Annotated in this window: 20 protein-coding genes; 14 read left to right on the forward strand and 6 right to left on the reverse strand. The window is 61.4% G+C overall.

The window, feature by feature from the left end:
- Positions 1 to 11: 11 nt before the first annotated feature.
- The 6 genes from dapE (at position 12) to AAHA41_RS06820 (ending at position 6,364) form a co-directional block, all read left to right on the forward strand.
- Positions 12 to 1,139 carry a succinyl-diaminopimelate desuccinylase gene (gene dapE, locus AAHA41_RS06795; RefSeq protein WP_323068733.1) on the forward strand — a complete coding sequence of 376 codons (1,128 nt, stop codon included), beginning with the start codon at positions 12 to 14 and terminating at the stop codon, positions 1,137 to 1,139.
- Positions 1,136 to 1,840 carry a M15 family metallopeptidase gene (locus tag AAHA41_RS06800; RefSeq protein WP_201906838.1) on the forward strand — a complete coding sequence of 235 codons (705 nt, stop codon included), beginning with the start codon at positions 1,136 to 1,138 and terminating at the stop codon, positions 1,838 to 1,840. Before dapE ends, AAHA41_RS06800 begins: the two co-directional genes overlap by 4 nt.
- Positions 1,837 to 1,983 carry a hypothetical protein gene (locus AAHA41_RS06805; protein WP_104015276.1) on the forward strand — a complete coding sequence of 49 codons (147 nt, stop codon included), beginning with the start codon at positions 1,837 to 1,839 and terminating at the stop codon, positions 1,981 to 1,983. The genes AAHA41_RS06800 and AAHA41_RS06805 overlap by 4 nt, the downstream gene beginning before the upstream one ends.
- A gap of 267 nt (positions 1,984 to 2,250) precedes the next feature.
- Positions 2,251 to 3,978 carry a potassium/proton antiporter gene (locus AAHA41_RS06810; protein ID WP_041208372.1) on the forward strand — a complete coding sequence of 576 codons (1,728 nt, stop codon included), beginning with the start codon at positions 2,251 to 2,253 and terminating at the stop codon, positions 3,976 to 3,978.
- A gap of 44 nt (positions 3,979 to 4,022) precedes the next feature.
- Positions 4,023 to 5,126 carry a beta-N-acetylglucosaminidase domain-containing protein gene (locus AAHA41_RS06815; protein WP_323068731.1) on the forward strand — a complete coding sequence of 368 codons (1,104 nt, stop codon included), beginning with the start codon at positions 4,023 to 4,025 and terminating at the stop codon, positions 5,124 to 5,126.
- Positions 5,127 to 5,155: 29 nt separating this feature from the next.
- Positions 5,156 to 6,364, forward strand: coding sequence for a cation:proton antiporter (locus AAHA41_RS06820; RefSeq protein WP_323068730.1), 1,209 nt, complete (start codon positions 5,156 to 5,158; stop codon positions 6,362 to 6,364).
- Positions 6,365 to 6,434: 70 nt separating this feature from the next.
- Here the strand turns inward: AAHA41_RS06820 and AAHA41_RS06825 are convergent, their stop codons facing one another.
- Positions 6,435 to 7,067 (reverse strand): LysE family translocator, encoded by a 633-nt coding sequence (locus AAHA41_RS06825; protein ID WP_033112819.1) that lies wholly within the window; start codon positions 7,065 to 7,067, stop codon positions 6,435 to 6,437.
- Between the two features lie 219 nt (positions 7,068 to 7,286).
- Here AAHA41_RS06825 and AAHA41_RS06830 point away from each other — a divergent pair, with 219 nt between their 5' ends.
- The 3 genes from AAHA41_RS06830 (at position 7,287) to AAHA41_RS06840 (ending at position 10,062) form a co-directional block, all read left to right on the forward strand.
- Positions 7,287 to 8,909, forward strand: a complete 1,623-nt coding sequence (locus AAHA41_RS06830; protein ID WP_323068729.1) for a methyl-accepting chemotaxis protein — start codon at positions 7,287 to 7,289, stop codon at positions 8,907 to 8,909.
- A 329-nt stretch (positions 8,910 to 9,238) separates the two neighbouring features.
- Positions 9,239 to 9,769: a DUF1523 family protein gene (locus AAHA41_RS06835; RefSeq protein WP_041208367.1), complete on the forward strand. Its 531-nt coding sequence runs from the start codon at positions 9,239 to 9,241 to the stop codon at positions 9,767 to 9,769.
- The gene (locus AAHA41_RS06840; RefSeq protein WP_005337957.1) at positions 9,766 to 10,062 is read left to right on the forward strand and encodes a winged helix-turn-helix domain-containing protein; all 297 of its coding nucleotides are present in this window, start codon (positions 9,766 to 9,768) and stop codon (positions 10,060 to 10,062) included. Before AAHA41_RS06835 ends, AAHA41_RS06840 begins: the two co-directional genes overlap by 4 nt.
- An 83-nt stretch (positions 10,063 to 10,145) precedes the next feature.
- On the opposite strand, the gene AAHA41_RS06845 is transcribed toward AAHA41_RS06840, so the two are convergent.
- On the reverse strand, positions 10,146 to 10,616 hold the full coding sequence (locus tag AAHA41_RS06845; protein WP_033113507.1) for a hypothetical protein: 471 nt from the start codon (positions 10,614 to 10,616) through the stop codon (positions 10,146 to 10,148).
- A 34-nt stretch (positions 10,617 to 10,650) separates the two neighbouring features.
- Positions 10,651 to 11,586 carry a pyrimidine-specific ribonucleoside hydrolase RihA gene (gene rihA / locus AAHA41_RS06850; protein WP_323068728.1) on the reverse strand — a complete coding sequence of 312 codons (936 nt, stop codon included), beginning with the start codon at positions 11,584 to 11,586 and terminating at the stop codon, positions 10,651 to 10,653.
- A gap of 244 nt (positions 11,587 to 11,830) precedes the next feature.
- On the opposite strand from rihA, the gene AAHA41_RS06855 reads away from it, so the two are divergent.
- Complete coding sequence (locus AAHA41_RS06855; RefSeq protein ID WP_323068727.1) at positions 11,831 to 12,526, forward strand: RluA family pseudouridine synthase; 696 nt, start codon at positions 11,831 to 11,833, stop codon at positions 12,524 to 12,526.
- Between the two features lie 127 nt (positions 12,527 to 12,653).
- On the opposite strand, the gene udp is transcribed toward AAHA41_RS06855, so the two are convergent.
- On the reverse strand, positions 12,654 to 13,409 hold the full coding sequence (gene udp / locus AAHA41_RS06860; RefSeq protein WP_005337975.1) for a uridine phosphorylase: 756 nt from the start codon (positions 13,407 to 13,409) through the stop codon (positions 12,654 to 12,656).
- A gap of 381 nt (positions 13,410 to 13,790) precedes the next feature.
- On the opposite strand from udp, the gene yiaY reads away from it, so the two are divergent.
- The 3 genes from yiaY (at position 13,791) to AAHA41_RS06875 (ending at position 16,171) form a co-directional block, all read left to right on the forward strand.
- Positions 13,791 to 14,942, forward strand: coding sequence for an L-threonine dehydrogenase (gene yiaY, locus AAHA41_RS06865; protein WP_124243220.1), 1,152 nt, complete (start codon positions 13,791 to 13,793; stop codon positions 14,940 to 14,942).
- A 137-nt stretch (positions 14,943 to 15,079) separates the two neighbouring features.
- Positions 15,080 to 15,418 carry an outer membrane protein assembly factor BamE gene (gene bamE / locus AAHA41_RS06870; RefSeq protein WP_033113504.1) on the forward strand — a complete coding sequence of 113 codons (339 nt, stop codon included), beginning with the start codon at positions 15,080 to 15,082 and terminating at the stop codon, positions 15,416 to 15,418.
- Positions 15,419 to 15,541: 123 nt separating this feature from the next.
- A complete protein-coding gene (locus tag AAHA41_RS06875; RefSeq protein ID WP_323068725.1) occupies positions 15,542 to 16,171 on the forward strand; it encodes an NAD(P)H-binding protein in 630 nt (209 codons plus the stop codon).
- Between the two features lie 113 nt (positions 16,172 to 16,284).
- Here AAHA41_RS06875 and AAHA41_RS06880 read toward each other — a convergent pair whose 3' ends face one another.
- Positions 16,285 to 17,979: a pyridoxal-dependent decarboxylase gene (locus AAHA41_RS06880; protein ID WP_323068724.1), complete on the reverse strand. Its 1,695-nt coding sequence runs from the start codon at positions 17,977 to 17,979 to the stop codon at positions 16,285 to 16,287.
- A 186-nt stretch (positions 17,980 to 18,165) separates the two neighbouring features.
- Complete coding sequence (locus AAHA41_RS06885; protein ID WP_323068722.1) at positions 18,166 to 19,182, reverse strand: lipoate--protein ligase A; 1,017 nt, start codon at positions 19,180 to 19,182, stop codon at positions 18,166 to 18,168.
- 434 nt (positions 19,183 to 19,616) lie between these two features.
- On the opposite strand from AAHA41_RS06885, the gene AAHA41_RS06890 reads away from it, so the two are divergent.
- Entirely contained in the window at positions 19,617 to 22,052 is a 2,436-nt protein-coding gene (locus AAHA41_RS06890; RefSeq protein WP_323068721.1) for a diguanylate cyclase, read from the forward strand.
- The last annotated feature ends 41 nt before the right edge of the window (positions 22,053 to 22,093 follow it).

Below are 22,093 nucleotides of genomic sequence, written 5' to 3' on the forward strand. Positions count from 1 at the left end.
AAGGACAACTGATGTCGGATGTCATTGCACTGGCCAAGGATCTGATCCGCCGCCCCTCCGTTACCCCGCTGGATGAAGGGTGCCAGACCCTGATGGCGGAGCGCCTCGCCAAACTCGGCTTTGTTATCGAGCCCATGGTATTTGAAGACACCACCAACCTCTGGGCCCGCCGTGGCAGCGAGGGGCCGTTGTTCTGCTTCGCCGGTCACACCGACGTGGTGCCTGCCGGCCCGCTGGAGAAATGGCACACCCCGCCGTTCGAGCCGACCATCAGGGATGGCGTGCTCTACGGCCGTGGCGCCGCCGACATGAAGGGCTCGCTGGCTGCCATGGTGGTGGCGGCCGAGCGCTTTGTGGCCGAGCATCCGGATCACACCGGGTCGATCGCTTTCCTTATCACCTCCGATGAGGAGGGGCCCTTTATCAATGGCACCACCCGGGTGATCGATACCCTGGAAGCGCGCAACGAGAAGATCACCTGGTGCATCGTCGGCGAGCCCTCCTCCACCGCCGTGGTCGGGGATGTGGTGAAAAATGGCCGCCGCGGCTCCATCACCGGCGATCTGCTGGTGCGCGGGGTACAGGGCCATGTCGCCTATCCCCATCTGGCGGACAACCCCATTCATGAAGCAGCGCCAGCGCTGGCGGAACTTGCCGCGACCGTGTGGGATGAGGGCAACGCCTACTTCCCGCCCACCAGCTTCCAGGTAGCCAACATTCAGGCGGGCACCGGCGCTTCCAACGTCATTCCGGGCGAATTGCACGTCCAGTTCAACTTCCGCTTCAGCACCCAGCTGACCGACCTGGATATCCGCGAGCGGGTCGAGGCACTGCTGGATAGACACGGTCTCGATTACCAGCTGAACTGGACCCTCTCCGGCCAGCCGTTCCTCACCGACACCGGCAAACTGCTGGCGGCGGCGGTCTCTGCCATCGAGGCGGTCAATGGCCAGCAGCCAGCCCTGCTCACCACCGGCGGCACCTCGGACGGGCGCTTTATCGCCCCCACCGGTGCCGAAGTGATCGAGCTCGGCCCGGTCAACGCCACCATCCACAAGGTGAACGAGTGCGTGAAGGCAGACGATCTGGATCTGCTGGCCGATATGTACCAAGGGGTGCTGGAGCGACTGCTGGCATGACGCAGGAACAACTGATGGGGCTCGACGAGAGCCACCTTATTGTGGTGGGGCGCGGCCCCCACCGCCTGACCCCGGCGGCGGCAGCCTCCTTCAACGACATGCAGGTGGCCGCCGCCCACGCCGGTTTCAACCTGCAAGCGGCGTCCAGCTGGCGCGGTTTTGATCGCCAGCTCGCCATCTGGAATGGCAAGTGGCGCGGTGAGCGGCCGCTGCTCGATGCCAACTGCCAGCCCATCGATGCCTTACAGCTCGGCGAGGAGGAGCGGCTGCACGCCATTTTGCGCTGGAGCGCCCTGCCCGGCACCAGTCGCCACCACTGGGGCACCGATCTCGACATCTACGACCCGGACTGCCTGCCCGCCGACACCAAACTGGCGCTGGAACCTTGGGAGTATGAAGCCGGGGGCTGGTTTGCCGACTTGAGCGAGTGGCTCACCGACCATATGGGGGATTTCGGTTTCTTCCTGCCCTATGCCAAACCGGTCGGCGCAGGCAGCGGCGTCGCCTACGAGCCGTGGCACATCAGCTTCGCCCCCGAAGCGGGCGAGCAGCAGCTCGACCCGGCGGCGCTGGCACTTTGCCTGCAACAGGCGGATATTGAAGGCAAGGCGACCATTCTGGCCAATCTGGACAAGATCCTGGCCCGTTATGTCACCTTGCCATCCACTGAATTGCCCTGCGATGAAAGGAGTAGCACATGAATCTCTGGCTCTGGATAGGGCTGCCACTGCTCTTTCTGCTCGGGCTGTTTCTCAACGCCATCAAAGACATGAAACGGCTGGAGAAGCAGTTGCCCAAATACAAGGACAAGATCCGTGAAGTGAAGGACGATGACGACGACTGAGTCGTGCCATCCGGGGAGCACCAGTGTGCTCCCTTCTCTTTTTCTCCTGTTTATCTCCTCCCCTTGCCTCTACTCCCCCAGCATCAGGTTTCCATCTGACCATCACCGCCAACATCCCCTCTCACCCACTCTGCCGGGTCAGAAGATGGCGCGCGAGTGGTGAAAAAATGTCAAAAGATGCAAATTAATGCACGATTAAACCACACAAGGGGGTCTTAACTGCATATAATGTGCCTACTTTGCCGTTAGTCAGAAAGGAGTTCGCCCTTGGATGCAGTGACCATCAACAGTTTCTTTTTTGTCGGTGCCCTGTTGGTTGGAGCCAGTGTCCTGCTAAGTGCGCTCTCTTCCCGTCTCGGTATTCCCATTCTGGTCATCTTCCTCGCCGTCGGTATGCTGGCGGGGGAAGATGGCCCCGGCGGCATCCACTTTGCCGACTACTCCATCGCCTATCTGGTGGGCAACCTGGCGCTGGCCATCATCCTGCTCGACGGCGGCATGCGCACCCGGGTCTCCTCGTTCCGGGTGGCACTCTGGCCAGCCCTGTCGCTGGCGACGGTCGGGGTGGCCATTACCACCGGCCTGACGGGGCTCGCCGCCGCCTGGCTGTTTGACCTCAACCTGATGCAGGGGATGCTGATCGGCGCCATCGTCGGCTCCACCGATGCGGCGGCAGTCTTCTCCCTGCTCGGCGGGCGCAGCCTCAACGAGCGGGTGAGCGCGACGCTGGAGATAGAATCGGGCAGCAACGACCCCATGGCGGTCTTTCTCACCGTCACCCTGATCGAGGTACTGGCCAGCAGCCAGCAGGATCTCAACGCCGGTTTTCTGCTGCTGCAGCTCATCAAGCAGTTCGGCCTTGGTGCCGGGATCGGCCTTGCCGGTGGCTGGCTGCTGTGGCGGCTAATCAACACCGCCCGCCTGGCACCGGGTCTCTACCCACTGCTCACCGTGAGCGGCGGCCTGCTCATCTTCGCCCTCACCACGGCGGTCGGTGGCAGCGGCATCCTCGCCATCTATCTCACAGGTCTGTTGCTCGGCAACCTCTCCCTGCGCAGTCGCAGCACCACCTTGTCGGTGCTGGACGGCCTGACCTGGCTCAGCCAAATCGGCATGTTTCTGGTGCTGGGGCTGCTCGCCTCGCCCCACAAGCTGCTGCCCATCGCCCTGCCGGCGCTGGCGCTGGCAATGTGGATGATCCTGTTTGCCCGCCCCATCTCGGTCTGGATCGGGCTGCTGCCGTTCAAGAACTTTGCCCCGCGCGAACGCTGGTTTATCTCCTGGGTTGGCCTGCGCGGCGCGGTGCCCATCATTCTGGCGGTGTTCCCCATGATGGCGGGACTGCCCAACGCCCAGCTCTACTTCAACGTCGCCTTCTTCGTGGTGCTGGTCTCGCTGATTTTGCAGGGCAGCTCGCTGCCATTGGCCTCAAAACTGGCGCGGGTGGAAGTACCGGCCCCACCGTCGCCCATCAACCGCTCCGGGCTCGAGATCGATCTCGACAGCCAGTGGGAGACCTTCGTCTACCAGCTGGGGGAAGAGAAGTGGTGCATCGGCTCGCCGCTGCGGGATCTGCGCATGCCTGCCGGCACTAGGGTCAGCGCCCTGTTTCGCGGCCGCGAGCTGCTCCACCCCTCGGGCAGTACCTGCCTGCAGGCGGACGATATCCTCTGCGTCATCGGCCACGAGCGCGATCTGCCCGCCCTTGGCCAGCTCTTTAGCCAGGCGCCGGAGCAGGATCTCGGCCCGCGCTTCTTCGGTGACTTCCAGCTGGATGCCGCGGCGCGACTGGTGGATCTCGCCCCTATCTACGGGCTGGATGTGAGCGAGGTGGCGGATCAGACACTGGGCGATTTTATTGCCAGCCAGCTTGGCGATAATCTGGTAGTCGGTGACAACATCGAGTGGCAGGGCCTGATCTGGACCGTGGCCGAAATGGATGAGAGCATTCCCGTCAAGATCGGGGTTCGTTTTCAGGAAGAGGATCCGGTCTAGACGACCGGCCCGTATCAAGTCCCCCAGCAAGAAGGGAGAGAGTTATGCCATATCAGAGTTTGCAGTCCGGTCTGCTGCCCCCCTCTGCCAATCTGGGGGTGATCGAGGGCTTTTTTGGCAAGGGATGGAGCTGGCAGGCCCGTGCCCGCTACGCCCAGTGGCTGCCGCGCCACGGCTACGGCTTCTATATCTACGCCCCGAAAGAGGATGGCTATCTGCGCAAACACTGGGCCCTCCCCTGGCCCGAGCAGCAGCTGGCGGATCTCGCCGAGCTGGCGCGCCAGTGCCGCGCCAACGGGCTCGCCTTCGGGGTGGGCCTGAGCCCCATGGGGGCGCACCACGACTACGAGCGCAAGCGCCCGGCGCTGCTCGAGAAAGTGCGCCTTATCGATGAAGTGCTGCAACCCGACATTCTGGCAGTGCTGTTTGACGACATGAAGGGGGATACCCCGGATCTGGCCCGGCACCAGCTCACCATCGCCCACGATATCGCGGCCCACAGCAAGGCGACCCGCCTCATCTTCTGCCCCAGCTACTACTCGACCGATCCGGTGCTGGAGAAGGTGTTCGGCGCCATGCCCCCCCGCTATCTGGAGGAGATTGGCGAGCAGCTCGACCGCCGCTTCGAGATCTTCTGGACCGGCCCCAAGGTCTGCTCGACCGAGTATCCGGCGATACACCTCAAGCAGGTGACCGAGCTGCTCGGCCGCAAGCCCTTCCTGTGGGACAACTACCCGGTCAACGATGGCAGCAAGGCGAGCAGCTACCTCTATCTGCGCGCCTTCGAGAACCGCCCCGCCGAGCTGGCGGATCTGCTCTCCGGCCATGCGGTCAACCCGATGAAGCAGGCGGCGCTCTCCGCCCTGCCGCTCGCCACCCTGCCGATGAGCTACAAGCTCGGCAAGCAGTATGATCCCGACAAGGCGCTGCACGCCTCTCTCAACGCCACCTGTGGCCCGCAGATCTCGGCGATGATTGAGGCCGACCTGCCGCTGTTTCAGGATCTGGGGCTGGCCCGACTCACTCCCGAGCAGATTGCCGCCCTCAAGGCGCGTTACCTGCCGTTTCGCGATCAGGCTTGCGTCGATGAAATCGTGCGCTGGCTGGACGGCGAGTATGTGTTCGACCCGGACTGCCTGACCGATTAAACCGCCCCGCGGGGCTGGAAGGAGGTTGTATGGATGCACACCTGCTTTACCAGAATCTGGCGGTAATCGCCGCCTTTTTACTGCTCTACAGCCTGATCGCGGGGCGTTTTGAGTCAAAACTGGTCAATGGCCCCCTGCTCTTTCTGCTGACCGGTTGGCTGCTGGGGCCGGGAGGGCTGGAGCTACTCTCCCTCTCCATCGACAGCGCCGGCATCAAGCTGCTGGCAGAGCTGACGCTGGTTATCGTGCTGTTCAACGATGCCGCCAACACCAACTGGCAGGTATTGCTGGCCAACCGCCAGCTCCCCATCCGGCTGCTGCTGATCGGCCTCCCCCTCACCCTGCTCTGTGGCGCCCTGTTTGGTCACTTGCTTTTCCCTGACCTGCCACTGCTGGAGATGGCGATCCTCTCCACCATTCTCGCCCCCACCGATGCGGCGCTCGGCAAAGCGGTGGTGAACAACCCGGCGGTACCGGCACCACTGCGCGAAGGGCTCAATCAGGAGAGTGGCCTCAACGACGGCATCTGCGTGCCTGTGCTGCTCCTGCTGCTCGCTCTTATCGCCCCCACCGAGGAGCACACCGGCACCGCAGCGCTGGCCATCACCCTGATGCTGGAGGAGATCGGTATCGGTCTTTTGGTCGCCTTCGTGCTGACCGCCCTCACCGTCCGGCTGCTGAAAGTCTCCTATCTCAACGGCTGGCAACTGCCGCTCTGGCGCCAGCTCACTATGCCCGGGCTGGCACTGCTCTGTTTTGCGCTGGCCCAGACTCTCGGTGGCAGCGGCTTTATCGCCGCCTTCGTCGGTGGTTTGCTGATGGGACGGCGCCTTGGCGAGCACAAGCACGCCTATATGGATAGCTGCGAGGGGTATGGCGATCTGCTCTCGGTGGTGATCTGGATGGTGTTTGGCGCCACCCTGATGCCCATCCTGCCGGAGCTGCTGCACTGGCAGTTCTGGCTCTATGCGGCAGCCAGCCTCACCCTGCTGCGGATGGTGCCGGTCTGGCTGAGCCTCATCGGTACCGGCCTCAAGCCTGAGCTCAAGCTCTTTATCGGCTGGTTCGGGCCACGGGGCCTTGCCAGCATCGTCTTTGCGGTGATGGTGTTGCAAAACGAACCGGCCCTCATCGGCCAGCGCCCCATCATCGCCACCGTGCTCTGCACCATTATCCTGAGCGTCATCCTGCATGGCCTCACCGCCAACCCCTGGGTCGAGCGTTTCAAATCCCGCTGAGCTACTCGCCCATAAAAAATGCCACCTTGCGGTGGCATTTTTCTTTGGTGGCGTGTGCCACTGATGGCTCTTACCCGAGCGCCAGCCAGACCCCCACTCCCAGCATCAGGGTACCGGCGATGCGGTTCATCAAGGTGACGTTGCCGCTCTTAGCGAGAAAGTGGCGCAGGGTGCGGCCACCACTGGCGTAGAGCAGCAGGCAGGAGAATTCGATGAGCAGGATCAGCGCCACCAGCGCGGTGATCTGCGGCGCCATCGGTCGGCTGGCCGAGATAAAGGGGGGGAGCAGGGAGATCATGAAGGCCCACCCCTTGGGGTTGGCGATGGCGGTGACAAAGCCCTGCAGCGCCAGTCCCATGGGGCTGCTCTGCTGCCCGGCCGCGAGATCGGCCGGAATGGCCATCTTCCCCTTGGCCTGCCACATCTGGATGCCGAGCCAGATGAGATAGGCACCGCCCACATATTTGAAGGCGGCGAAGATGGCCGGATAGTTGAGCATGATGGCCGCCACCCCGATCACCGAGAGCACCGATACCAGCCCGACGCCGATCAGCTCCCCCCACATCATGTGCAGGGTGCGGCGCACGCCAAGGCTCATCCCCAGCGTCATCGCCAGAGTCATGCACATGCCCGGGGTGACGGAGACAAAGAAGAAGGTGGGGATAAAGAGCGCCAGAATGGCCGGATCAATCCAGCTGGACACAACAAACCTCCATGGCAAAACAGGGTAGCAAACGAGGATCAGGCAGCCGTAAACGGCGCCGGAATGTTATTTGAGCAAGCCTGTCATCTTGCCCATCCCGCGCTTTTCAGACAAGAAAAAACCTTTGCTTTCAGCATATTTCAGCAAGAAAAGGCTGTGACACCCCCTGTCGCGGCTGTGTAAGATAGCGCCTCCTTCATTTTCGGGGTTATGTCTCATATGTCATTGAATAATCTATCAATAAGAATTCAGGTACTGATACCGCTGCTGCTGGCCAGCCTGCTGATGATGGTGATGATTGCCATCAGCAAACAGGGTCTGGACGAAGCCATTAGTGACATAGATGAGACGACCCAGAGCGTGGTGCGCAACAAGGACGACATTGCCAAGCTGATCCACGCCACCTACCGGCTGCGCACCAGCGCCATCTACGGCCTCTACGACGCGGCCCAGTTTGCCGCCCTGCCCGCCAACCTCAACAGTGCCGAGCAGGAGATCACCACCATCCTCGGCCGTCTGGTGATCCCGGGCGCTGAGCAGGATAACCGTCAGGTGGCGGCTGCCCTGCAGGCCTACCTTGGCCACACCCGCAACAACATGCTGCCGCTGCTGACTCAAAAGCATCAGGGGGGTGGCGATGCCGCGGCATATGAGACCGCCCGCCTCCAGTTCCGCGAGCTGGGCGAACAGCTCATCAAACAGATCGACACCATGTCGGCCCACATCAACCAGCTGACCCAGAGCGAGCTGGCACAGGAGCAGGCCCACTACCATGCCACCCTGCTGCGCACCCTGCTGCTCACGGCCGTCGCCCTGCTGGCGGCACTGCTGTGTGGCTGGTGGCTCTCCGGCCGTATCGTCAGCCCCATCGGCCAGCTGCAGAGCGTGATGCATGCCGTCGCGCAGGGTCGCTTCAACGTCCGCGCCAAGGTCGAGGGTGACAACGAGCTGGCCCAGCTGGCCAAGGATATCAACCTCACTCTGGGGCAGCTTGGCAGCACCATCGAAACCCTGACCGGCATCAGCAACAACGTCGCCTCCGCCGCCACCGAGCTGGCCGCCGTGATGACCCAGGCCGAAGCCAACGCCCAGCAGCAGCGCGGCGAGATTGAGCAGGTTGCCTCGGCGGTGACCGAGCTCTCCAGCACCGCCGACAACGTCAACCACAACGCCGCCGTGGCCGACGAGCTGGCGCGCGATGCCAACAGCCGGGTTGAGCAGGGGCTCGCCCTGTTTGGCGAGAGCATTGCCGCCAACAGCCGGATGGCAGGCAGTCTGGAAGATGCCGCCGCCATCGTCGCTCGCCTCAAGACCCAGTCCGAGCAGATCGGCAAGGTGATTGAAGTGATTCAGGGGATCTCCGAGCAGACCAACCTGCTGGCCCTCAACGCGGCCATCGAGGCGGCCCGTGCCGGCGAAACCGGGCGCGGTTTTGCCGTCGTCGCCGATGAGGTGCGGATGCTGGCGGCCCGAACCCAGGCCTCCACCAAGGAGATCCAGGCCATCATCGAGCAGCTGCAGAGCCAGTCCCAGTCCGCCAATCAGGGGGTTCAGGAGACGCTGGAGATCCTCGAGAACAACCAGCGCCTCTCCGCGCAGGTACAGGATCTGCTGAGCGGTATCACGGGGGCGGTGCGCCAGATCAACGATGCCAACGCCCAAGTGGCCACCGCCGCCGAGGAGCAATCCTGCGTCACTGCCGACATCAACCGCAACATCACCAACATCCACGAGCTCGTGAGCCAGAGCTCCGCCGGCATCAGCCAGAGCGCCAGCGCCAGCCACGAACTGTCGGAGCTGGCCGAGCAGCAGCGCAAGCAGCTCTCTCACTTCCAGCTCTGACACGCGGCCTGAAAGATAAAAAGAGGCCTGCGCAGGCCTCTGGATAGCAATAAAGCCCCTTATTTTATAAATAAGGGGCTTTATTTATTCGGCCACATGTCCCTTCACACACGCCCCTTACGCCTCCATACTGCGTCAATCAACACGTTTTCCCCCTCCTCCGGTAACCGTCCGAACAACGCATTACGACAGGTTTAGCCACGAAGCATGGTGCAGGAGGCAGTTGTTTTAAACGCCATTTTTTGGCAGTTGGTGCCATAAGGGGCTGGGCTGTGGGGGCAAATGTGAGTATGGTAGAGGCACGTCACTCCCCCTCACGTGAGACCATCATGAGCCTGAGATTCAAGAAACCCGCTTTTATCGCCCTGGGGCTCATTGCCCTCGTTTCCGCCACCTGGCTCGACTACTACCTGCCGGAGCACACCATCGCCACCATCACCGGGGTCGAGGTGAAGCGCACCGACAAGGATGGCCCCATCAGCCAGAAGAACCCGGCTGACGGCCCCACCACCGATGTCTACTACATCTACACCGAGCGCCCCGGCGAGAAGATCCGGGTGTTCCGCAACGAGGATACCGAGTGGGGCTGGCCCTTCTACTTCAAGTTCAACGCCGCCGACGTCCAAGCCAAAGCCAAGTCGATGGAGTTTGAAAAACGGCTCGCCATCATCACCTCCTACGGCTGGCGCATCAACATGTTCTCCATGTTCCCCAACGTCACCAAGATTGAGAGCACCGAGCCTGACGCCTCCACCTGGAGCTTCTTCCGCTGGTTCTGGTTCGGCCTCTGGGCACTGGTGATGGGCAAAGCCGCCATCGCAACCTGGCGCTACTTCGATCGTCTCGAGGACGAGCTATGAGCGAGCCGAGCAAGACCCGCACCAGCTTCTACCGCCGCCTCTACGTGGCCTGGCTGATCAGCCAGGGCACGGATACGGTGCCCGCCATCATGGAGGCGACCGGCATGCCGCGCCGCACCGCGCAGGATACCCTGACGGCGCTGGCCGAACTCGATATCAGCTGCGCCTTCGAGCAGACCGAAGGGGCTCGCCACCTGCAGGGGCACTACCGCATCAGCGACTGGGGGCCCATCAATCCGGCGTGGATCAAGGCCCAGTTGCCTCTTATCAAGGAGACGCTGAGCTACCCCTGATCCGGGGGCAGAGCAGCAATAAAGAGGGGCCAGCCGGCAAGGCTGGCCCCTCTTTTTTCAGGCCGATGGCGTGACAGGTCGCCCTACTCGGGCATGGCCGAATCCTCAAGCTCCCCGTCAGACTCGCCGCGGGTGCAGTCGATGATGGAGCGCTTGGGGTTGTTGGGATCGCGCAAAAGCAGAGGGGCTGAGCCCTCGTTGTGCTTCTGCTCGTCGCTAAACTCGCTGCCGTAGGCGTTGTGGGTCAGCCGGCGGGCATTGGCGATAGGGGTATCGACAAAGAGAGCGTGCACTTCGAAGCTGGAGGCCGGCACGATAAAACCGACCACCGGCAAACCGTGCAGCTCCTCGTGCACCTTGTACCAGGCAAAGCCGTCGCTCACCTTGTAGGGGGTGTAGTTGTTGAGCTGCAGATTGGCTGGCCGTCCCGTCTCACCGTCGATATAGAGATCGTTAAAATCACAGGTCGCCAGCCCCTGCCACATCCGCTCGAATGGCGTCGCGCAGCCTGTCAGTTGCAACCCGGCCAGCAGCGCCAACCCTGTCTTCCACATTCCCTGCCCCTTCTTGCAAAAAGTGAATCGGCGCTCAGCCAAAGGCCCGCAGCCGCTCGACCAGCAGATCAATAAAACCTGCCCGATCCAGCCCCAGCAACACCAGCGCATTGGCTGGTTTGCCGGAGAGACCATAGCGGTCCACCACCGTCATCCCCACGGTATGCTCACCCCGGGTCTCGATATCGACCCGGCACTCCACGCCATGGAACAGGGCGGGATTGAGCAACCAGGCAATGGTACAGGGGTCGTGCAGCGGCGCGCCAGCAAATCCCCACTTGGGATCCCGATGGTAGATCATGAAAAAATCGAGCAGACCGGCCACACACTGGGCCACCGGATTGGTGATGGCGCGTACCCGCTCGATATCCTCGTCCATCACCTGCGCCTCGTGGGTCACATCGAGGCCGCACATGGTGATGGGGATGCCCGACTTGAAGACCATATCGGCCGCTTCCGGGTCCACATAAATATTGAATTCCGCCGCTGGTGTCCAGTTGCCGGCCCCTGCGGCGCCCCCCATCAGCACGATGCGGGCGATCTTGCCCTTTAGCTCCGGGTGAGCTGCCAGCAGCAGGGCGATATTGGTGAGCGGGCCGGTCGGCACCAGAGTCACTGGCTCCGGGCTCTCGCGCAGACATCTGGCCATCAGCTCGATCCCCGTCATCGCTTGCGGGGCAAAAGCGGGATCCGGCAGTTTGGGGCCATCGAGGCCCGATTCGCCATGGACGTTGTCGGCGATGATAAGCTCCCGGGCCAGAGGTTTCGGCGCACCAGCCGCCACCAGAATATCGTCGCGCCCCAGCAGGGTGAGGATGCGCAGGGCATTGTTGAGGGTCTTGTCCGGCGTCTGGTTGCCCGCGCTGGTGGTGACCGCCAACACCTTCAGTTCAGGACTGGCCAGCGCCAGAATAAGGGCGATGGCGTCGTCGTGGCCGGGATCACAATCGAGAATAACGGGCAGTGCCATGGAGAGACTCCTTACAACATCAAAGGGAGCCCTACCTTAGCAAGCTCGCAGCGGCTGAACTCGGGAGGGGGTCACAAAACGGTTCCTGATTTTTTTCAATCAGTTACCTTCGAACTGTCACAGCCGGCCAGCAGCAGGCCGCAATGAGGGAATGGTGTGGTGTGGCGAGCCCATCCGCCACGCCGATTCGCGCCTTACCTGCCACTTGGGTATGATGGCCCCCCGTTTTCTGCCCGTGTGTCCTATGTCCGTTATCGTCGACACCTTTATCGCCCCACCTTGCAGTGCCGCCATCGAGATCCTGTTCGAGGATGAACACCTGTTGCTCATCAACAAGCCGAGCGGCCTGCTGAGCCTCTCGGGCAAGAATCCGCAGAACCTCGACTCTGTGCATTATCGACTGGTGCAGGATTACCCCGGCTGCACCCTGGTGCACCGCCTCGATTTTGGTACCTCAGGTCTCATGGTGGTGGCCAGAAACAAGACCATCAATGCCCTGCTCTGCCAGCAGTTCAGCCAGCGGGCGGTGAGCAAGGCCTACAGCGCCCTGCTGTGCGGCCATCTGATTGACGACGAAGGGCTTATCGACGCCCCCATCGCCAAGGATCCGGCCCTCTTTCCGCTGATGAAGATCTGCGCCGCCAGTGGCAAACCCGCCCGCTCCCGCTATCAGGTGGTTGAGCGGCTGGAGTTGCAGATGCAGGGACAAAACGTGCCTTTGACCCGGGTACGACTGGTGCCGGAGACCGGCCGCACCCATCAGCTGCGCATCCACAGCCAGCTGCTGGGCCACCCCATTCTCGGCTGCGATCTCTATGGTGGCCTGCTGCCACCCGGCTGCGAACAGGCACCGCGGCTGATGCTGCATGCCAGCGAGCTGGATTTTGCTCATCCGGTGAGCGGCGAGCCGATGCAGATCCGCTGTGCGCCTGCGTTTTAGAGGCAATCAGCGCGAGTGCGACGGGATCAGTGAAAGGCGTGACGGGAGAGGAAAAGCGGTAAACGGCGGATAAAGATAGGGGCCGCGCTTTCGCAACGGCCCCCACCCCCCACTCTTTGTGGTGCTATCAGATCAGCTTGCGGGCAGCGCCCAGTACGATCTTGATGGCATCAGATTCGGTCTTCGCCATGGTCTCGGCGTTCGGGATCTCTTGCTGGGTACGGTTGACGATAACGCCAGCCACCATACCGGCACGCAGGCCCTGGCTGGAGCACATGGTCAGCAGGGTTGCGGACTCCATCTCATAGTTCAGCACGCCCATGGCTTGCCACTCTTTCATGGAACCCTGGAAACGGCTCACTACGCGGCCGGATACGGTGTCGTAACGCTCCTGACCCGGGTAGAAGGTGTCGGAGGAGGCAGTTACACCGATGTGCAGCTTGGAGCCCATCTCTTTGGCGGTGTTGACCAGCGCGGTGGTGCAGTCGAAGTCGGCAACAGCCGGGAACTCCATCGGTGCGAAGTGCAGGCTGGCACCGTCGAGGCGCACGGAGCCGGTAGTCACGATCACATCACCCACGTTCAGGTGCGGCTGGATGGCGCCGGTGGTGCCGATGCGCAGGAAGGTGCGGATACCCAGCTGGGCCAGCTCTTCTACTGCGATGGAGGTGGACGGGCCACCGATACCGGTAGAGCAGATGATCACGGCCTTGCCGTCCATCTCGCCACGCCAGGTAGTGAATTCACGATGGCTGGCCAGGTGTACCGGGTTATCCAACAGCTCTGCGATACGCTTTACACGCTCGGGGTCACCGGGGACGATCGCCAGGGTGGCGCCTTGCAGATCCGCTTTCTTCAAACCCAAGTGAAATACATCAGACATATTGGACTCCTGGTTGCCCCCTGCCAGCATGGTCAGGACGCAAATTAAGATGATTCTTTATGATACTTTCAAGCCTTTACCCCCTCTTCGGGGAGGCGCCAACTATGGTCGAAAGCGCTTTCCAATTCCTTGAAGCGCCTCACACTTCCACGCATTGACAACATCAAAGAGCAGGCAAAACGTTTTCTAAGCTGATGAATTAATTGAAAAACGTTTTTCACGAAATCGGGATGTAACAGGGAAAGTCAAGCCCGGTTCAACGCTTAATTAATGTCCCGTGATCGACCCCGTAAAGTTGCAAAACAGATGCTTTTGCATCCCCCGCAAGATGGTAACGTGGCAGCAAATTACCACTTAATGGCTAACTATAGGGAGTCCATCATGGCTACATTCAAGTTCTATATTCCTGCAATCAACCTGATGGGTGCCGGCTGCCTGCAAGAGGCTGCCGCCGATATCAAGGGTTACGGCTACCGCAAGGCGCTGATCGTCACCGACAAAATTCTCAACCAGATCGGCGTGGTCGCCAAGCTCACCACCCTGCTGGCTGAACATGGCATTGAAAGCGCAGTTTTCGATGAGACCAAGCCCAACCCCACCACCAGCAACGTCGAAGCGGGTCTGGCGATGATCAAGGCCAACGGCTGCGACTGTGTCATCTCGCTGGGTGGCGGCTCGCCCCACGACTGTGCCAAGGGCATCGCGCTGGTGGCCGCCAACGGTGGCAACATCAAGGATTACGAAGGGGTGGATCGCTCTGCCAAGCCGCAACTGCCGCTTATCGCCATCAACACCACTGCCGGTACCGCCTCCGAGATGACCCGCTTCTGCATCATCACCGACGAAGCGCGCCACGTGAAAATGGCCATCATCGACAAGCACGTTACCCCGCTGATGTCGGTCAACGATCCCGAACTGATGCTGGCCAAGCCGGCCGGTCTCACCGCCGCCACCGGCATGGATGCCCTGACCCACGCCATCGAGGCCTATGTTTCCACCATCGCCACCCCGGTGACCGATGCCAGCGCCGTGATGGCCATCGAGCTGATCGCCAAGCACCTGCGCACCGCCGTCAACCATGGTGATGATCTGCATGCCCGCGAGCAGATGGCCTATGCCCAGTTCCTGGCCGGCATGGCCTTCAACAACGCAAGCCTTGGCTACGTGCACGCCATGGCCCACCAGCTGGGCGGCTTCTATGACCTGCCCCACGGTGTCTGCAACGCCGTGCTGCTGCCCCACGTTCAGGCATTCAATGCCCAGGTGAGCGCGGCTCGTCTGAAGGATGTGGCCCGCTACATGGGTGTTGACGTGAGCGCTATGAACGACGAGCAGGGCGCCGCCGCTGCCATTGCTGCCATCAAGCAGCTGGCGCTGGATGTGAAGATCCCGGCAGGTCTGGAGCAGCTCGGCGTCAAGGCCGATGACTTCGATACCCTGGCCAGCAACGCCCTGAAAGATGCCTGCGGCTTCACCAACCCGAAACAGGCGAGCCACGAAGAGATCGTCGCCATCTTCCGCGCCGCCATGTAACGGCCGCCGGATTGCCAGAAAGGGTCGCAGTGCGACCCTTTTTATTGGCTGATGGATCAATGGCTTTTTACTTCCGTGGAGGGAGTCGGTATGATTTGCCGAGCCAAAAAAGACTGTATGGATGATCTGAACTCGTTATGCGGATGAAACACCTGATTGCCGCGGCCCTGACCGCCCTCACCCTCTCCGGTTGCAGCCTGGTCTATCGTATCGATATTCCCCAAGGCAACTATGTGGAACAAAAACAGGTCGACAAACTGCGCCAGGGGATGACCCGCGAGCAGGTCAGCTATGTACTGGGGACCCCCATGCTGCGTGACGGCTTTGACCCCAACACCTGGTATTACCTCTATGAATTCCAGCCGGGCCACGGCGACAAAGAGCGCAAAGAGCTCACCGTCACCTTCGCCAACGACAGGCTCACCACGGTAACGGGTGACTTCCCGCTGCCAGCGGCATTCCACACCCCGCTCTGATATCTCGCAAAACCGGCCTCGCGCCGGTTTTGTTTTATCCCCCGGCAAGCAAGTGCAGATTGCAGAGAGCTGCCGTTTGCCCGATGCTGACACTTCCTACCGGAGCGACACAGGAAGAGAATCATGAGCCGGATCCTGATTGCCGGAGCCAGCGGCCTGATTGGCCGCGAGCTGATCAAACAGTTGCCTGCCGAACACGAGCTGACCCTGCTCTGTCGCAGGCCGGGCAAGGAGGCGCACCACTGGCTGCCGGTCGATTTTGATGATCTGGCCAGCGTCACCCTGCCCAGACCGGTCGATATCGCTTTCTGCGCCCTCGGCACCAACCGCAAGGAGGCCGGTTCAGCCGAGGCGTTTCGCCGGGTCGATCTCGACTATGTGATCGCCTTTGCCGAACTGGCCCGCCGCCACGGCTGCCAGCGCCTTATCGTGGTCTCGAGCATGGGGGCCAGTGCCAGCTCACCGGCCCTCTATCCACGTACCAAGGGGGAGATGGAACAGGCCCTGCTGGCCCAATCCTGGCCGCGGCTTGCAATCGTGCGACCAGCCATGTTGCTGGGGAATAGACAACCGCCGCGCCGCTCGGAGCAGATCTTTCAGGCCATCTATCCGCTGTTTCGGCCGCTGCTGGTTGGCAAGCTCACCCGCTGGCGCGCCATCGAGGCCAGTCAGGTGGCCCACGCCATGATTACCCTCTCCCGGCAACCCGCCGGGAGCGAGATTGTCGAGAACGAGCAACTGCTGCGCCTCTGAACAAGCCATCCCGACCACTCATCAACAACAAGGGCAAGCCGATTGGCTTGCCCTTTTGATACCGGCCTGTCTTGTATCGACTCAAGGCCGGTCAGTTCGTGATCGAACGGCCGTTAACCGCGGATATGGTCGATAAAGGCGTCGATCTGCTCGCGGGTGCAGGCGGGGTTCATAAAGACCGCCTTCTCCCCGGCGATGTAAGAGTACTTGCCGCGGGCGTCATAGTCGGAGTGGGCCACCGCCTCCACCCAGTTGGTGTAGAGCCCGACTTTGCCACGCCCCTTGAACAGGCTGCGGTGATAGTCGGTATTGCGCTGCAAGCGCGCCTTGTAGGCAGGATCGCTGGAGCGGGCCAGTTCGAAAGCGAACTCGGCCTCCGGATCGCTCACCCACTCGGGGTTGTAGATCTTGAAGCCGACACTCGGCCCCTGATTCTCCTGCGCCACCAGCTTGACGTTGCCAAGCTGACTGAGGCGATAGCGGAAGTAGTTGGCATTTTGCAGGCAGTGGGCCAGCACGATGCGATACCCCTCCACCCCCATATAGTTGAGCGCCGCATAGGCACCGAACAGGCCGCTCGCCCCGCGGGAGCACTCGATGGTGGATTGCAGGTGGGTCTGACCCTGAATGTCCCGCTCGAAGTAGGAGAAGTTCTCCGGGTCGTTCTCCATCGCCTTGAGGTCATCCTGCTCCTTGATCATCACCAGACTGGAGGTGTAGGGCACATAGCCCCACTTCTGGAAGTCGACGGTAAAGGAGTCAGCATATTTGAGCTCGGCAAAGCGCGCCACGTTGCGTTCGATCCCGGCCAGGGTCGCGGCATTGATGCCAAGCGGGTTGGCGGCAAAGTCGTAATCGAGGAAGAAGATCATCGACCAGCCGATGGCGGCATCGACGTGGATATGCGGTTTGACTGCCACTTCGAACTGCTCGCAGAGGCGATTGCGCAGTTCGAACACGGGTTTCACCTGATCCACCCCGAAGGTGTCGGTAGTGCCCATGGTGAGCATGATGGCGGGCACCACGTGTTTCAGGGCAAAACAGGCGGTCAGGGTGCGCTCGAGGTGGTCGAGATCGATGTCGTTGTTCTCGCCGACCTGAATGCGGATGGTCTTGTTCTCGATGTCGACCCCGAGCAGGGAGAGGTTGGTGATGTTGGAGTAGTGACCGCCCTGGGAGTTGATGATGCGGTAATCCTGATAGTGGCCAAGCCCCTTGTGCTTGGCTTGTGGCAAGCTTTTGCGAATGCCGAGCAGGTAGCCGTAGAGGTTACAAAAGGTCCCCCCCTGGGTGAAGATGCCGGTGGCGCGAGCCGGGTCATAACCCGCCAGCAGGGCAATCTGGCGCACCACCTTCTTCTCCAGCTCCTCGGCCACTCCGGCATATTCGGAGTAAACCAGATTGGGGTTGGCCAGAATACCCATCTGGGCGCCATAGATAGCGGGATCCGCCGACATGGTGATGACGTTCTCGACGCTGGAGGGGTTCTCCCAATCCTTCGACAGCGCGGCGGCAAACAACAGCTCGGCCATCGGCTCGCCCGGAGTGCGCATGGTGGCGGGCACCGGCATGGTCTCACAGAGAGCGGCCAGGCGGGCGCGGCCATCTGGCCAGGCATTCAAACGGGCATCGGGAGCCAGGCCACGGGCCCGAAATTCATTGAGGCTGGCGAATCCGGGTTCGCGAAAGACTGGCCAGAGATCGGGATTACGTGAGAAAAAATTGGCTTTAACGCTGGCAAACCGGTTGGCAAACAGGGGGGAGACGGCGTTGACACTTTGGTCTTGAAGATAAACTAAGTCACTCATTTTTATACCATTAGTACAGCAAATGTCCGGCCCTTATACTCTCGGGTCTGGCGCATCAACAGAGACAATAACTAATGGCCTGCCATACTTTTTGTTATGTTTTAGCCATGGCAAGGGGCAGAAAAAAGGCGCTTTTTATGCGCCTCTTTATATTTCGTGATCCCGATCACTTCAGCAGTTGTGCCTTCAGCGCAGCGCCGCCAGCAGCCAGTCGGCAAACTCGCTCAACGCCTCGCGACTGGCCGGGAACTCCCCCTGCCACCCTTGCAAACAGCTGGCGATCGCATCAGAGCGATAGGGACAACTCACCAGCAGTTGGGCCAGCCGATCGAAGGGTGCCGGATCCAGGGTGTCGCTGAAAATCTGCGCCCGCACTATGCTCCCCTTCTCCACATCAAAATGCAGCTCCACCCCGCCCCAGCCAAAGCGCTCTTCCAGCAGATGAGTGAAGGCGGGCGCGTGGCCAAAGTTCCACTCCCAGCTGCGCTGGCGAGCGAAGGTCTCGGCAAAACCGGGCAGATCGGGCATCTGCTCCGGGGAGATATGCTCGGGCTGCACCCGCTCGCCATAGTGTTCAAAAAAGGCGGCAGCCAGCGCGTCGCTCACCTGATGGTGGTCAATCCCCGGCAGCAGTTCGCACAGATTGGCCACCCGACCGCGTACCGAGCTGATCCCCTTGGCCGCCAGCTTCTTGGGGTCGGGGTTGAGGTAGTTGGCGAGCCGACCGAGATCGGCGTCCAGCAGCAGGGTACCGTGGTGAAAACCGCGATCCAGGGTCTCCCTGTAAGCCGAACCCGATACCTTGCGCTCCCCGTCCGGAGTCGCCACCAGCAGGTCGTTGCGACCGGAGGCAAAGGCCTCAATCCCCAGTCGCTTGAGCCCGTCCAGCACGATGGCGGTGGAGACGCTCTTGTCATACTCCGGCTTGCCCGCCATGAAGGTGAAGCAACTGTTGCCAAGGTCGTGAAACACGGCGCCACCACCGCTGCTGCGGCGAGCCAGCGTCACTCCGTCCTCTTCCATGCGGCGGGTGTTGCACTCCTTCCACGGGTTCTGGGCACGGCCAATCACCACGGTATTGGCGTTGCGCCAAAGGAACAGCACCCGCTGACGGGGATCCATCTGGCGGAAGATGCACTCCTCGACGGCGAGGTTGAAGAGGGGATCGTGAGAATCGGAGAGAAGCAGACGCAAGCGGGACATGAAACAGCCTTATCCGGAACAGGGGGGAACATCATAGCACCAGAGCTCGCCAACCGGGCGACGAGGCTGATTTAACCATCAACAAACAACCGGAATACATTTTTCCCTCATGTGGAAAACATCGCAGAAGTATCGCGTGATATGACGACACAGGCTGACGCTTTCCCGACAAAAAGCGGCAATTTAAACGAAGATTCGGAGGAAAAAACGGCATGATAATGGCTAAAATGCAGCCATTTTCGCAAGCCATATGACTCCGGGATGGGGCAGGCAAGTTGTGAAAACAGACTTCGCAGGCAATTAGTGTGATGAAAAACACAAAAACAAATTCTTATACCGCTACTGCCCTGCTCCGCTAGCCTTTTTCCCCTATTGCAGGTTACAAAAAATTGTTTGACTCTAGCTCTGATACCGCCTCCCGAGAGACACCCTGTATGACGGAGCTCGAACCCTCCCCACGCTGTACGCTCTGGTTCCTGCCCATGCTGGCCAGCTGGATGTTCTCTGCGCTTGCAAGCGTGCCACTGAAGGCCGAAGAGCAAGTCACACTCCAGCTCTCCTGGCAGCATCAGTTCCAGTTTGCCGGTTACTACGCCGCCATCGCCAAGGGCTACTACCGGGAAGCCGGACTCAACGTCTCCCTGCGCGAAGCCACGCCCCGCACCGATGTGGTCAACGCAGTGACCAGTGGCCAGGCGCAGTTTGGCATCAGCGGCAGCGACTTGCTGCTGGCCCGCGCCGCCGGCAAGCCGGTGGTGGTGCTGGCAGCCATGTTGCAGCACTCTCCCCTGCTGCTGCTGACGCTCGATCGCCCCGATATCCGCAATGCCGCCGATCTCGCCGGCAAGCGGCTGATGCTGGAACCCGGCTCCGGCGAGCTGCTCACCTATCTCAGCAAACATATTCCCGCCCGGACGTGGCAGATCCACCCCAACGACAACGGCGTCGAGGCACTGCTCTCAGGCAAGGTGGATGCCATCAGTGCCTACAGCACCACGGAGCCCTTCTATCTGCAGCAAAAGGAGATCCCCTATCGGGTCTTCAGTCCCCGCAGCGCCAACAACGACTTTTACGCCGACAACCTCTTTACCTCCGAACGGGAGCTGGCGACCCGCCCCGGCCGGGTCTTTGCCTTTCGTCAGGCGAGCCTGCGCGGCTGGCGCTATGCCATGGATAATCCGGAGGAGATGATCGACTGGATCATGGAGCACTACCCTAGCGGGGCCGGACGGGAGCAACTCACCTTTGAAGCGCGCGAGACCCGCTCGCTGATGCAGCCCGACTTTGTCGAGCCGGGATACATGCAGCCGGAACGCTGGCTGCAGATCGCCAATATCTATCGGGAGGCGGGCCTGCTCGCCTCCGACATCAGCCTCGATCGCTTTCTCTACAATCCAGCCCAGGAGCGGCTGCGCCAGCAGCGGCAACTGCTCGACAAGAGCGTGGCCATCGCCATGCTGATCACCTTTACCCTGCTAATCCTGCTCGGCATCTTCCTCCACCTCTACCTGCGTCTACGTCAGGAGTCGCGCGACCGCCAGCGCCTCACCCGCGAGCTGGCCCAGAGCGAGCAGCACTACCGCTTCGTGGCGGAGAACAGCGCCGACGTGATCTGGACCATGGATACCGCCAGCCTGCGCTTTCGCTACATCAGCCCGGCCATCCAGCCGCTGAGCGGTTACAACGCGAGCGAGCTGTTCGCTCTGCCGTTCAAGAAGCTGCTGCCCGATGCCGCACGCATAAAACTCAAGGAGGAGATCACCGCCACCCTCGCCGCCTGGTATCGCGGTGAACATGAGCAGACCCGCAGCGTCATTCGCACCGACCTGCGCCACAAGGATGGCCATCTGGTCGCCACCGAGACCATCACCACCCTGCACGGCAACGAGCAGGGGGAGCCAGAAGCCATTCTGGGGGTAACCCGCGACATCACCGAGCGGGCAGCCCGGGAGGAGATGATGCGCCGCCTCGCCTTCTACGATCCCCTGACCGGTCTGCCCAACCGCCGCCTGCTGCAGCAACGGCTGAAAGAGGCGCTGGAGCACAACGCCGACCAACCATTGGCACTGATGTTCATCGATCTCGATCACTTCAAGCCGATCAACGACACCTTCGGCCACGAGACCGGCGATGTGCTGCTCAATATGGTGGCCAAGCGGATGCGCTACTGTGTGCGGGAACATGATCTGGTGGCACGCCTTGGCGGCGACGAATTTGTTATCCTGCTGCCCGACACCAGCGACGAGGCGCTGACCATCGCCGACCACCTCCATCACAGCCTGCGCCACCCCTTCAGGATGAACGACGAGCAGGAGCTGCGCATCTCCAGCAGTATCGGGATTGCTCTCTATCCGGAGCACGGCGAGGATGCCAAAACCCTGATGCACCACGCGGATCAGGCGATGTATCAGGCGAAAAACCGCGGCCGTGGCCGGGTCTGTCTCTATACCGCCGGGCTCGACCCAGCGCAGGGCTCGCTGGTGTGGCAAGGCAGCCACGAGTGCGGCCATCCCCGCATTGATGCCGAACATCGCCAGCTCTTTGTGCTCACCAACCGGCTGCTGGAGCGGATGAAGGATAACGAGGCCCATCCCGCTCTCTATCTGGAGAGTCTGGAGAACCTGTTCGAGATGGCGCACCACCACTTCACCTTCGAGGAGAGCCTGCTGGCCGAGCTCGATTACCCCGAGCTCGAGACTCACCGTCAGGACCATCAGCAACTGCTGCAAAAAGCGGCCCAGCTGATGAACGCCGCCCGCGCAGGCACCCTCGGCAACGACGAGTTGCTCAACTTCATCATTCAGGAGCTGGTCGTCGGCCACATGAGCCAGGCCGACCGGCGCTACTTCCCGCTGCTGAAGGGACGCTGACTCAGCGTCCCAGCCACCTGAATGTGTGAAACGAGAAGGGC

The sequence above is a fragment of the Aeromonas sp. SER genome (genome assembly GCF_038739615.1).
Taxonomy (GTDB): Bacteria; Pseudomonadota; Gammaproteobacteria; order Enterobacterales; family Aeromonadaceae; genus Aeromonas; species Aeromonas jandaei.